This is a genomic window from Streptomyces sp. RK9, assembly GCF_045070545.1.
GTDB lineage: Bacteria > Actinomycetota > Actinomycetes > Streptomycetales > Streptomycetaceae > Streptomyces > Streptomyces alboflavus.
The window spans coordinates 141659-154934 of record NZ_CP173705.1; the positions used below are offsets into that span (position 1 = coordinate 141659).

Genomic DNA, 13276 nt, shown 5'->3' on the forward strand with positions numbered 1-13276 from the left:
GATGACTTCCACGACACTCAGCGCGCCCGCCGCGGAGTCCTCCGCCACGCCCGTCCGGCCGCGCGGCCCGGAGGCCGCCCGCGCCCGCCGCAAGCGCATCCTGCACTGGATAGCCGTGCACAGCGTCGCCGTCGCCGTGGCGCTGCTCTTCATCCTGCCGTTCGTGTTCGTCTTCCTGACGTCCGTGATGAGCGACTCGCAGGCGATGAGCGGCGAGCTGTGGCCGTCCTCCTGGCACTGGGAGAACTACAAGGCCGTCTTCGAGACGGACGGCTTCCTCACCTGGTGGCGCAACTCCCTGATGTACGCGGGGCTCGGCACCCTCTTCACGGTCTGCTCGGCGATCCCCGTGGCGTACGCGCTCGCCAAGTTCCGCTTCCGCGGCCGCCGCACGGCGATGCTGCTCGTGATCTCGACGATGATGCTGCCGCCGCAGGTCATCGTGATCCCGATGTACCTGGTGTGGGCGCAGCAGTTCCATCTGTCGGGCTCGCTGTGGCCGCTGATCATCCCGATGGCGTTCGGCGACGCGTACTCGATCTTCCTGCTCCGCCAGTTCCTCCTGACGATCCCCAAGGAGTACATCGAGTCGGCGCGCGTGGACGGCTGCGGCGAGGTCAAGACCCTGCTGAAGATCATCGTGCCGATGGCCAAGCCGGGCATCGCGGCCATCGCGCTGTTCCAGTTCTTCTACTGCTGGAACGACTACTTCGGCCCACAGATCTACGCGGCGCAGGACCCGGGCTCCTGGACCCTCAGCTACGGCCTGGAGTCCTTCAAGAGCGCCCACATGGTGAACTGGAACATGACCATGGCGGCGACGCTGCTGGTCATGGCTCCGGTCATCGTCGTCTTCTTCTTCGCACAGAAGGCCTTCGTCGAAGGCGTCACCCTCACCGGAGTAAAGGGCTGATTCAGCACATGAAGCTCGCAGTGGTCGGCGGAGGCTCGACCTACACACCCGAACTCATCGACGGATTCGCGCGGTTGAGGGACACCCTGCCGATCGAGGAACTCGTCCTCGTCGACCCGGCGGCCGACCGCCTGGAGCTGGTCGGCGGCCTCGCCCGCCGCATCTTCGCCAAGCAGGGCCACCCCGGCCGCATCGTCACCACGTCCGACGTGGACGCGGGCGTCGCCGACGCCGACGCGGTGCTGCTCCAGCTCCGCGTGGGCGGGCAGGCCGCGCGGCAGCAGGACGAGACGTGGCCCCTGGAGTGCGGCTGCGTCGGCCAGGAGACCACCGGCGCGGGCGGCCTCGCCAAGGCGCTTCGCACGGTCCCCGTCGTCCTCGACATCGCCGAGCGCGTCCGCCGCACCAACCCGAACGCGTGGATCATCGACTTCACCAACCCCGTCGGCATCGTCACCCGCGCCCTGCTCCAGGCCGGCCACAAGGCCGTCGGCCTGTGCAACGTCGCCATCGGCTTCCAGCGGAAGTTCGCCGCGCACCTGGGCGTGGACCCGTCCCAGGTGCACCTGGACCACGTCGGCCTCAACCACCTCACGTGGGAGCTGGGCGCGCGCCTTGGCGGCCCCGACGGCGAGAACGTCCTGCCGAAGCTGCTCGCCGAGCACGGCGAGGCCATCGCCGAGGACCTGCACATGCCGCAGACGATCGTCGACCGCCTCGGCGTCGTCCCGTCCTACTACCTGCGCTACTACTACCAGCACGACGCGGTCGTACGGGAACTGCGCACCAAGCCCTCCCGCGCCGCCGAAGTGGCCGCGATGGAGGCCGAGTTGCTGAAGATGTACGGCGACCCGGCCCTGGACGAGAAGCCGGAGCTGCTCGCCAAGCGGGGCGGCGCGTTCTACTCGGAGGCGGCCGTGGACCTGGCGGCGTCGCTCCTGGGCGGCGGAGGCAGCCCGTACCAGGTGGTCAACACCCACAACAACGGCACGCTGCCCTTCCTCCCCGACGACGCGGTGATCGAGGTCCAGGCGTCCGTGGACGGATCCGGCGCGACCCCGCTGGCCGTCCCCGCCCTCGACCCCCTCTTCTCCGGCCTGATCGCGAACGTCACCGCGTACGAGGACCTGTCGCTGCACGCCGCCCTGCACGGCGGCCGCGACCGCGTCTTCAAGGCGCTGCTCGCCCACCCGCTGGTGGGTCAGTACGAGTACGCGGAGAAGCTCACGGACGATCTCGTCGCACACAACCGGGAGCACCTGGCGTGGGCCTGAGCACACCGCACGGCGCGGGCCCTTCGGCGTCCACGTCACTGCTCGCCATCGACGCGGGCAACAGCAAGACCGACGTCGCGGTGGTCACGGCGGCCGGCGAGGTCGTCGGCGCGGCCCGCGGGGGCGGCTTCCAGCCCCCGCTGGTCGGCGTGGAGACCGCCGTGGACACCCTCGCCGACGCGGTCGCCGCCGCCCTCGGCGAGGCCGGTCTGACCTCGGTCGGGCATGTCTCCGCGTGCCTGGCCAACGCCGATCTCCCGGTGGAGGAACGGGAGTTGGCGGCCGCGCTGCGGCGGCGCGGCTGGAGCACCAGCGTGGACGTGCGCAACGACACCTTCGCGATCCTCAGGGCGGGCCTGGTCGAGGACGCCGAGCCGCGCGGGGTCGCGGTGGTGTGCGGCGCGGGCATCAACTGCGTGGGCATGCTGCCGGACGGCCGCACGGCCCGCTTCCCGGCGATCGGCAAGATCTCCGGCGACTGGGGCGGCGGCGGCCACCTCGCCCAGGAGGCGCTGTGGCACGCGGCCCGCGCGGAGGACGGCAGGGGCGGCCCCACCGACCTCATGACGGCCCTGCCCGCGCACTTCGGCCTGCCCTCCATGTACGCCCTCATCGAGGCCCTGCACCTCGGCCGCATCGAGCCCGCCCGCCAACACGAGCTGACCCCCGTCCTGTTCGCGACGGCGGCCACCGGCGACCCCGTCGCCCTCTCCCTGGTCGACCGCATGGCCGAGGAGGTCGTCGCCATGTCCACGGTCGCCCTCACCCGTCTCGACCTCCTCGACGAGGCGGCCCCGGTCCTCCTGGGCGGCAGCGTCCTGGCGGCCCGCCACCCCCGCCTCGACGACACCATCCGCACCCTCCTCTCCGAACGCGCCCCCAAGGCGACCCCCCGCGTGGTGACGGAGAGCCCGGTCCTGGGCGCGATCCTGCTGGGCCTGGACGAGGTGGGCGCTCCGGCGGAGGTGCACGCGCGGGTACGGAGGCACTACAACTCCGGCGAGTAGCCCTCCCTCCCCGGCCCGGCGAGATTTCAGCCCGTCCGGTGTTTGAGGACGAGGCGCGGAGCGCCGATCGGCGGAGGCTGTCCCACCCGAAGGGGACTTCGGCGAGGACAGCCTCCCAAGGCCCCCGGCCCGCTGCTCGTACAGGGAACCGAACACGCCCCCGAGGCGTGTTCAAAGACGCCCGGTGGCCCACCAATCCGCACAAGATCGAGTCAAGCCCTGTGCGGATGTCAGTCCCTACGGCGATACTTGCGGCCGTGCACCACTTCCGCCGCCACCGAGGCCCGGAAGAAAGGGCAGTCCGAAGACCAAGGGGGAGGTCGAGGTCAGGTGACACACCCACCACAGGCACCACCGCACGCGCCCGCGCCCACCAGCCCACCACTGCCGCAGCAGCAGCCCGCGGCAAGGCCACCGCACCAGACGCCCACGCCGGGAAGAAGCACGGCGTGGGCCGAGGGAGTCGACCGCCTGCGCGCGGCGGCGACGACGGAGCCGGGCAGGCTGCGCGCGATCGGCGCGGTCCTCGCGGCCCTGGTCCTGGTGTTCGGCGCGGTCACGGCCTGGCAGACGACCTCACGCGCGGACGCGGCGGACCGCGTCCTGAACCGCAGCCAGCCCCTGAGCAACGACGCCGCCGCGATCTACCGCTCCCTGGCGGACGCCAACACGGCGGCGTCGAGCGGCTTCCTGGCGGGCGGCCAGGAGCCCGCGAAGGTCCGCGAGCGCTATCAGCGGGACGTCGACCGGGCCAGCGAGAAGCTCGCGACGGCCGCGTCGAACGCGGGCTCCGACTCCTCGTCGGCGGCATCGGTGAGCCGGCTGAACAAGCTCCTCCCCCAGTACACGGCCCTGATCGAGCGGGCCCGCGCCAACAACCGCCAGGGCCTGCCGCTCGGCGGCGCCTATCTGCGGTACGCGAACGACACGATGCAGACCCAGATGCTCCCGGCCGCCGAGAAGCTCTACAAGGCGGAGAACGAGCGCCTGACCGCTGACTACGGAGACGCGAAGCCGTATCCCTGGCTCGCGATCGCCTTCGGAGTGGTGGCCCTGGCCGCCCTCGGCTGGGCCCAGCACCGCACCTTCCGGCGGACGAACAGGGTGTTCAACACGGGCCTGGTGGCCGCGACGGCCGCCGCGTCGGTGGCGCTGCTGTGGCTGCTCGCCGGACACACCTTCGCCCGCTCCGGCCTGAACGAGTCCTACGACCGGGGCGTGAAGTCCCTGAACGTCCTGAACGACGCCCGCATCAGCTCCCTGAAGGCCCGGGGCAACGAGAACCTGACGCTGGTCAGCCGGGGCGCCGAGACCGTCGTCGTGGGCGACGCCACGAAGGACAAGTTCGACGTGGCCTACCAGCGGCAGATGGCGCGCCTCGCGGGCGCGAAGGCGGGCGACAAGGGGCTGCTCGGCCGGGCGGCGGAGCTGGCCGACGACGACTCGGGCAAGCGCCCCGTGGCGGCCGCCGCGGCGAACGTGACCGAGTGGAAGGACCGCCACAAGTCGGCCCGCGCGAGCGACGACTCGGGTGACTACGAGGGCGCGCTCGACAAGGTCATCGGCGCGAAGAGCGACCGGCCGACGGGCGAGTCCTTCGACAACGTGGACGCGGCCCTCGACGTCGCGCTCGCGCACGAGCAGCGGGAGTTCAAGCGGGCCGCCGAGGACGGCAAGGGCGCCATGACGGGCCTGCCCATCGGCGCGGCCGTGCTCGCGGTCGTCGGCGCGGCGGCCGCCGTGCTCGGCATCGGCCGCAGGCTTTCGGAGTACCGGTGATGGGGGGCGCGCGGACGATGCGTACGCGACCTGGCGAGACGGAACAGCACGCCGCGACGGCGCGGCGCGCGGCGCGCCCGCGCCGCGGCCTCGCGGCCCTGCGCGGCTGGGGCGGGGTCGCCTCGATGGCGCTCGCCTGCCTCCTCGCGGTCGCCCTGGTCCTCGCGCTGCCGCAGCTGCGCGGCGACAACGGCCCGGGCGGCAGCGGCGGTTCCGCCGACGCGGACCGGCTGACGCAGGCCGCGCCCGCGCGCGCCGACGAGTGCGAGGCGCCCGAGCGCAGCCTGCGGCCCGACACCAAGGACGGCCCGACGATCGAGAAGATCAAGCAGCGCAAGGTCAAGAAGCTCGTCGTCGGCGTCGACCAGAACAGCTACCGCTGGGGCTACCGCGACCCCAACAAGGGCGTCGGCAAGCTGGAGGGCTTCGACATCGACCTGGCGCGCGAGATCGCGGAGCGGCTGCTCGGCGACCGCGAAGCCGTGGTGTTCCGCGCGATCCCCACCAACCAGCGCATCCCCGCGATCCAGAGCGGCCAGGTCGACATGGTCGTGCGCACGATGACCGTCAACTGCGACCGCATCAAGGACGTCGCGTTCTCCACCGCGTACTTCGAGACCGGCCAGCAGGTCCTCGCCCCGAAGACCTCCGACATCACCGGCTACAACGACACCCTGAAGGGCAAGAAGGTCTGCTCCGCCGCGGGCTCCACGGCGGAGACGGCGCTCAAGGAGAACAGCTTCGGTGCCGACATCAGGACCACGGTGCCGAACCAACTCGACTGCCTGGTAAGGCTCCAGCTCGGCGAGGTGGACGCGGTGGTCACCGACAGCGCGCTCGCCGCGGGCCAGGCCGCCCAGGACCCGACGGTGGAGCTGAAGGGCGACAAGCCGTTCACCACGGAGTACTACGGCGTGGCGATGAAGAAGGACGCGGACGACCTGGTGCGGCGCGTGAACGACGTGCTCGACGACTTCCGCAAGGACAAGGACGGCTGGCGCGCCTCCTACGACAAGTGGCTCGCGGACGACCTCGGCGACTCGGCGGGCCCGCCGAAGCCGAAGTACAAGGACTGACCCGCGGGACCCCAGGCACACGAAGAACGCACGAAGAACGCAGAGCGGAGAGGTGATCGATGAGCGTCGCGGGACCCCCCGGCCCTGTCATGGACCGGGACGAGGTGGACCGTGCGCTGGTGCGGCTCGACGCCGAGCACGAGGCGATCGAGACGTCGCTCCTCGCCCTCCAGGACCACGCGGGCCGCCGCCTCCTCGAAGGCGCGCGGCTCACCGGCACCACACACGAACGCTGGCTCGGCACGGAAGCCCGGATCACGCTGCTCTGGACGTACTTCGACGCGTACGCGGGCGCCCTGAACACCGCCCGCGAGGTGCGCGAGCGCAGGCGCTGGCCCAACCGCGACGACCTGCTCGAACTGACCCGGCTGCTGCGCGGCCAGAGCGTCACCGTCGCGGGCGGCTCGTCGTCCGGCGCGGCGCCCTCGATCACGGGCCCCGCGAAGCTCACCGAACAGTTCACGCTCGAAGAGCTGGTCGCGCGCATGAACGACCTGTACGCCCACTCCCTGGACATGGTGGTCGCCGCCGACGCCGTCTGGTCCGCGCTGCCCGCCCGCATCGACCTGCTCGCCGCCGAGCTCCAGCGCACCCGCCAGCTCGCGCACTCCGTCGGCGTGCGTCCCGGCGAGCACCCCTCGGGCGACGACCTGGAGCGCATCACGCGGGAGCTGACGGCGCTGCGCGAGCAGGTGGTGTCCGACCCGCTCGCGTTCTGGCAGCCCACGCGCGGCAGTTCGGCCCCCGGCGGCGGCCGCCCGCACACCGACCGCTACGACCACGCGGCCCGCGCCCTGGAGGACGTGCGCCGCGAGATCGACGCCGTGCTCACGGTCCGCCAGGACGCCGAGGCCCGCCTCGGCAGGCTGCGCGACGTGCTGTCCCGCGCGGACCGCACGCTGGCCGAGGCCCGCTCCGCGCGCGGCGAGGTGCTCGCGAAGATCGCCGCGTCCGAGGTGCCCGCCGTGTCCGGGCCGCCGACCGCGCTCCAGGAGCAGCTGGCGATGGCCGCGGACTACCGCAGGAACGCCCAGTGGCACCGCCTCTCGCCGCTCCTTGAGTCCCTGGAGGAGAAGGCCGAGGACGAACTGCTGCGCGCCCGCGAGTCGTTGACGGCGGTCACCGCGCCGCTCGCGGTCCGCGCGGAGCTGCGCGGCCGCCTCGACGCGTACAAGGCGAAGGTCGCCCGGCACGGCCTCGCGGAGGACCCGGTCCTCATCGAGCGGTACGACGCGGCGCGCCGCATGCTCTGGAGCGCGCCCTGCGACCTGCGCGTGGCCGAGCAGGCGGTGCTGCGCTATCAGCAGGCGGCGGCCGACGCGCTGGCGCCGAGGGTCCCGCACCAGGGCGGGCCCACCGACCGGAGGGGGGAAGCATGAGCGAGGAGAACGGCGGACAGCAGCCGTGCCAGCGGCCCAAGTGCACGGGTTCGTACGAGGACGTGGGCGGCGGCGAGATGTACTGCGACACCTGCGGCCTCGCCCCGGTCGTGTCCGCGAGCGGCATGGTGGGCTCCCCGGCCACGGGCATCACGGTCGGCGGGCGCAGCGCCCGGGGCTCGCGGGCCTCGGGCAGTGTCGGTTCGCGCGGCACCCGCGGCAGCACCCGCTCCTCCCGGTCGTCCTCGTCGCGCCGCTCGGTCTCGGGCCGGCTCTCGCGCTCCACGTCGAGCGGTACGTCGGCGCGGTCGGTGTCGGTGCGCAGCTCCGGCTCGTCGGCGGCGTCCTCCGCCCGCAGCAGGCTCGGCGTCGGCCTGGTCTCGGTGCCACAGGTGCCGCGCCCGGACCCGCGCGGCGCGGTGCAGCAGAACCCCGAGGTGCCCGAGAGGAAGCGGTTCTGCTCCCGCTCCGACTGCGGCGCCCCGGTGGGCCGCGCCCGCGGTGAGCGCTCCGGCCGCACGGAAGGTTTCTGCACCAAGTGCGGGCATCCGTACTCGTTCGTGCCGAAGCTGAGCGAGGGCGACATCGTGCACGGCCAGTACGAGGTCGTGGGCTGTCTCGCGCACGGCGGGCTCGGCTGGGTGTATCTCGCCGTGGACCGCGCGGTGTCCGACCGCTGGGTGGTCCTCAAGGGCCTGCTCGACACCGGCGACCAGGACGCGATGGCCGCGGCGATCTCCGAGCGCCGCTTCCTCGCCGAGATCGAGCACGCCAACATCGTGCGGATCTACAACTTCGTCGAGCACCTGGACCAGCGCACCGGCTCCATGGACGGCTACATCGTCATGGAGTACGTCGGCGGCAAGTCCCTCAAGGAGATCGCCAACGGCCGCCGCACGCCCACCGGCAAGCGCGATCCGCTGCCCGTGGAGCAGGCCTGCGCGTACGGCATCGAGGCCCTGGAGGCCCTCGGCCATCTGCACAGCCGCAACCTGCTGTACTGCGACTTCAAGGTCGACAACGCCATCCAGACCGAGGACCAGCTCAAGCTCATCGACATGGGCGCGGTCCGCCGCATGGACGACGACGAGTCGGCGATCTACGGCACCGTGGGCTACCAGGCCCCGGAGGTCGCCGAGGTCGGCCCGTCGGTGGCCTCCGACCTGTACACGGTCGCGCGCACGCTGGCCGTGCTGACCTTCGACTTCCAGGGCTACACGAACGTGTTCGTGGACTCGCTGCCCGACCCGGACAACATCGAGGTCTTCCGGACGTACGAGTCGTTCTACCGGCTGCTCGTACGCGCCACCGACCCCGACCCGGCGCGGCGCTTCGGCTCCGCCCAGGAGATGGCCGAGCAGCTGACCGGCGTCCTCCGGGAGGTCGTGGCGGTGCAGAGCGGGCGGCCGCGGCCCGCGCTTTCCACGCTGTTCGGGCCCGAAGTGAAGGTCACGGACACGGAGTTGTTCGCGGAGCTGGCCGGGGAGGTGTCGGTGCTCGGGGCCCGGGGTCCGGTGGCGCGGGCTTCCGGTGGCGCCGGGGACGACGGGATCCTCGGCGGCGGAGCGGACAGCGTGCTGGGGCTCGAGGCGTTCGGGGAGGGGTCCGGTGGTGGCGCCGGCGCGCTGCCCGGCGGTACCGGTCACGGCGGCCCCGGCGGTACGGGGGAAGGCACCGCGTCCGCTTCGCTGGTGCGAGCCCTCGACGCGCCCGTGACGTCGCTCGCCCTGCCCGTGCCCCGCGTCGACCCCGGCGACGCCAACGCCGGTTTCCTCGCCGGGCTCGTGGACTCCTCGGGAGCCGAGCTGATCGCCGCGCTCGGGACCGCCCCGGCGCACTCCACCGAGCTGCGGCTTCGCGAGCTGCGGGCGCTGCTCACGATGGGCGACCCCGCGGCGGCGGGCAAGACCCTGGAGTCCCTGGAGATCGACCACCCCGACGACTGGCGGGTGATCTGGTACCGGGGCGTCGCCTCCCTCACCAACGGTGACCACGAGATCGCGGCGCTCTCCTTCGACGCGGTGTACGACGCGTTCCCGGGCGAGCCCGCGCCCAAGCTCGCCCTCGGCGTCTGCGCGGAGGTGCTCGGCCAGCTCGACAACGCCGCCGAGTACTACCGCCTGGTGTGGGCGACCGACCCGAGCTACGTCAGCGCCGCCTTCGGGCTCGCCCGGGTGCAGCTCGCCGCGGGCGACCGGAGCGGGGCGGTGCGTACGCTGGAGTCCGTGCCGGAGTCGTCCATCCACTACACGGCGGCCCGCGTCGCCGCGGTGCGGGCGCGGCTGCGGCGGCGTATGACGTTCGACACGGCGACCGGGCCCGGAGCCCGGTTCCTCGACGACCTGACGGCCGCCGCCGGGCAGGTCGAGGCGCTCGCGGGCTTCGGCCTCGACGCGGTGCGCAGGGAGCGCCTCTCGACGGAAGTCCTCGGTACGGCGCTCGACTGGGTACTCTCCGGTAGCCACCACTCCGGCCACGCCTCGGCACCCTCAGGGTCCGCGGTGGCCGCGGGCGACGGGCCCACGGGAACCGTCCTGCTCGGCAGCGAGTTGGACGAGCGGGGCCTCCGGTTCGGTCTGGAACGGTCGTACCGGACCCTGGCCCGGCTCGCACAGGGTGGCGAGGAAAGGATCGAACTGGTGGAGCGGGCCAACCGTTTCCGCCCCCGGACGTGGGTGTGAAGATGGCGCAAATGCACCAACCGGCGGCCTTGTCCACGTGTCCGAGCTGCGAGGAGCCCCTGGAGACGGGCGACTTGTTCTGCGGCGCGTGCGGCTACGACCTCTCGGCGGTCCCGGCGCCGCCGGACGACCGGCCCACGCTCGCGATCAACGGCATGCCTCCGGTGCCGGGCTCGGCGCCGCAGGGCACGACCGGCTCGGGCGTGGGGTCCGGGTCCGGCGTGGGTGCTGGTCCCGGTGTGGGCGCTGGTCCCGGCGTGGCTGCTGGTCCCGGCGTGAGTCCCGGTCCCGGTGCGGGTTCCGGTCCGTGGCCCGTGGCCCCCGAGGTCGACAGCTCCGACACCCCCGCCCCGACGCACCGGTCCTCCGACCTGCCCGGCACGGACTCCTCCGGCGCCGAGCTGGGGGACTCCGGCGACGCGGGCGCTCCCGGCACCGCCGCGGGGACGCCCGGCGCCGAGCCCGACGAGTACCCCCTGCCCGCCCCCGCGCCCCCCGGCGCCGCTCCGGCCGTCGACCCGCGCACCGGCGCGCCCACGCCCGACCGGTCCGTACCGCCGGCGGCCCCGGCGCCCCAGACGCCCCAGGCCCCCGCCGCGCCCGCCCCGGCGCCCCAGGCCCCCGCGCCGCAGCCCGCGGCCGTCTCCGAGGCGCCCACCCCGCCCGCAGGAACGAAACTCTGCGTCGCCTGCCGCTCCGGGCACGTCGCCCCCGACGGCTACTGCGAGAACTGCGGGCACGCCCAGCCGCGCGAGCGCGACCACATGGAGCAGCAGCTCGACGCGGTCGCCGCCGTCAGCGACCGGGGCCTGCGCCACCACCGCAACGAGGACGCGTTCGCGATCTCCGCGGCCGCGCTGCCCGACGGCTCGCCCGCGGTCATCGCCGTCGTCTGCGACGGCGTCTCCTCGGCCACCCGCCCCGACGAGGCCTCCATGGCCGCGTCCCGCGCCGCCGACGCCACCCTGCGGGCCGCCCTGCCGCGCGGCACCCACCCGCAGCAGGCCATGCACGAGGCGATCGTCGCCGCCGCCGAGGCCGTGAACGCGCTCGCCGACGAGCCCGCCGGCGCCCGCGAGCACAGCCCGCACCAGAACGCGCCCGCCTGCACCCTCGTCGGCGCCGTCGTCGCGGGCGGCCTGCTCGTCATCGGCTGGGTCGGCGACAGCCGTGTCTACTGGGTGCCGGTCGACCGCTCGGGCCCCGCCGCCCGCCTCACCGAGGACGACTCCTGGGCCGCCCAGATGGTCGCCGCGGGCCTGATGAGCGAGGCCGAGGCGTACGCGGACGAGCGGGCGCACGCCATCACGGGCTGGCTCGGCGCCGACGCGTACGAACTGGAGCCGCACACCGCTTCCTTCAAGCCGGACCGCCCGGGTGTGGTGGTGGTGTGCACGGACGGCCTGTGGAACTACGCGGAGGCGGCCGAGGAGATGGCCCGCGCCGTTCCCCTCGACGCCGCCCGACGGCCGCTGCACAGCGCCCAGGTGCTCGTCGGCCACGCGCTCGACGGCGGGGGCCACGACAACGTAACAGTGGCCGTCCTGCCGTTCCCCGCCCCGCCGCAGGGGGCAGGATCGGCCTAGCGCGGACGGGGACCGCGCCGCGCGGCCGGCCGGTCGGTCTCCCGGCGCCTTTCGCGCCACCCGCGACACCGGCACCACCCGCGGCACCGGCACCACCCGCACGCGTGGGCACCGCGGCGGGCCTGCAGATCCGAGCTCGGTGGATAGAAGTCCTGTGGATAGAAGTCCTAGGGGGGAGCAACGTCCATGGCCAATTTCTCCAAGTCCAACGTTCCGCAGTTCACCGTCGACGTCTACCAGAACGAGTACCTGCCCGAGGGCGGCCGTGAGGTCAACGCGATCGCCACGGTCACCTCGACCGGCGGCGGCACGATCGGCGCCGCGGTCGGCGCGCCCCATCTGTACGCGGTGGGCGACGGCCCCGACGCCGCGGTCGCGATCATGGTCGACTGCTCCGGCTCCATGGACTACCCGCCGACGAAGATGCGCGGCGCCCGCGACGCCACCGCCGCCGCGATCGACGCCCTGCGCGACGGCGTGCACTTCGCCGTCGTCGGCGGCACCCACGTCGCCACGGAGGTCTACCCCGGCGGCGGCCGCCTCGCCGTCGCGGGCCCGCAGACCCGCACCCAGGCCAAGGAGGCGCTGCGCAAGCTCAGCGCGGGCGGCGGCACCGCCATCGGCACCTGGCTGCGCCTCGCCGACCGCCTCCTCGCCTCCGCCGACGTCTCCATCAGACACGGCATCCTGCTCACCGACGGCCGCAACGAACACGAGTCACCGGAGGACCTGCGTGCCTCCCTCGACGCCTGCGCGGGCCGCTTCACCTGTGACGCGCGCGGCGTCGGCACCGACTGGGAAGTGAAAGAGGTCACAGGCATCGCCTCGGCGCTGCTCGGCACCGCCGACATCGTCGCCGACCCCGCGGGCCTCGCCGCCGACTTCACGCAGATGATGGAGTCGGCCATGGGCAAGGAGGTCGCCGACGTCAGCCTGCGGCTGTGGACCCCCATGGGCGTGGAGATCGTGTTCGTGAAGCAAGTGGCACCCACGGTCGAGGAGTTGACCGACCGCCGCACCGAGGCGGGACCCCGTGCGGGTGACTATCCCACCGGCTCCTGGGGCGACGAGTCCCGCGACTACCACGTCTGTGTACGCGTTCCCGGCGCCGAACTCGGCCAGGAGATGCTCGCCGCCCGCGTCTCGCTCGTCGTCCCGGCGGCCGACGGCACCGTGCAGACCCTGTCCCAGGGCCTGGTCCGGGCCGTCTGGACGGACGACATGGCGGCGTCCACCTCCATCAATCCGCAGGTCGCGCACTACACGGGCCAGGCGGAGCTGGCCCAGGTCATCCAGCAGGGCCTCGACGCCCGCAAATCGGGCGATTACGACGGAGCAACGGCCAAACTGGGCCGGGCCGTTCAGCTCGCGAGCGCCTCCGGCAACGCGGACACCGCCAAGCTCCTTTCCAAGGTGGTGGACGTGGTCGACGCCGCGACAGGTACTGTTCGATTGAAGGCGCGGGTCGCCGAGGCCGACGAGATGACACTCGAGACGCGCTCGACGAAAACGGTCCGCGTGAAGAAGTAGCAGGGCGTCCCACGGCGTCCGGTCGGCGTCCCGTACGCCGAGTACGCCCCG

At 73.2% G+C, this 13276-nt stretch carries 9 protein-coding genes; all 9 read left to right on the top strand.

Translation table 11 applies throughout. The features are described 5' to 3' along the window. Position 1: 1 nt before the first annotated feature. The 9 genes from AB6L24_RS38220 (at position 2) to AB6L24_RS38260 (ending at position 13225) form a co-directional block, all read left to right on the top strand. Positions 2-913 carry a carbohydrate ABC transporter permease gene (locus AB6L24_RS38220; protein ID WP_405663854.1) on the top strand — a complete coding sequence of 304 codons (912 nt, stop codon included), beginning with the start codon at positions 2-4 and terminating at the stop codon, positions 911-913. 8 nt (positions 914-921) lie between these two features. Next, a complete protein-coding gene (locus AB6L24_RS38225) occupies positions 922-2187 on the top strand; it encodes a 6-phospho-beta-glucosidase (protein WP_405663856.1) in 1266 nt (421 codons plus the stop codon). Next, positions 2178-3194 carry an N-acetylglucosamine kinase gene (locus tag AB6L24_RS38230; protein WP_405663860.1) on the top strand — a complete coding sequence of 339 codons (1017 nt, stop codon included), beginning with the start codon at positions 2178-2180 and terminating at the stop codon, positions 3192-3194. The genes AB6L24_RS38225 and AB6L24_RS38230 overlap by 10 nt, the downstream gene beginning before the upstream one ends. A gap of 330 nt (positions 3195-3524) precedes the next feature. Beyond that, a complete protein-coding gene (locus AB6L24_RS38235) occupies positions 3525-4973 on the top strand; it encodes a hypothetical protein (RefSeq protein ID WP_405663862.1) in 1449 nt (482 codons plus the stop codon). Positions 4974-4990: 17 nt separating this feature from the next. After that, positions 4991-6049: a glutamate ABC transporter substrate-binding protein gene (locus AB6L24_RS38240; RefSeq protein ID WP_405663865.1), complete on the top strand. Its 1059-nt coding sequence runs from the start codon at positions 4991-4993 to the stop codon at positions 6047-6049. Positions 6050-6108: 59 nt separating this feature from the next. After that, entirely contained in the window at positions 6109-7428 is a 1320-nt protein-coding gene (locus AB6L24_RS38245; protein ID WP_380855088.1) for a hypothetical protein, read from the top strand. Continuing rightward, the gene (locus AB6L24_RS38250; protein WP_405663867.1) at positions 7425-10109 is read left to right on the top strand and encodes a tetratricopeptide repeat protein; all 2685 of its coding nucleotides are present in this window, start codon (positions 7425-7427) and stop codon (positions 10107-10109) included. Before AB6L24_RS38245 ends, AB6L24_RS38250 begins: the two co-directional genes overlap by 4 nt. A gap of 11 nt (positions 10110-10120) precedes the next feature. After that, positions 10121-11695, top strand: coding sequence for a PP2C family serine/threonine-protein phosphatase (locus AB6L24_RS38255; RefSeq protein ID WP_405663869.1), 1575 nt, complete (start codon positions 10121-10123; stop codon positions 11693-11695). Between the two features lie 186 nt (positions 11696-11881). Beyond that, positions 11882-13225, top strand: a complete 1344-nt coding sequence (locus AB6L24_RS38260) for a VWA domain-containing protein (RefSeq protein ID WP_380855079.1) — start codon at positions 11882-11884, stop codon at positions 13223-13225. Positions 13226-13276: the final 51 nt, after the last annotated feature.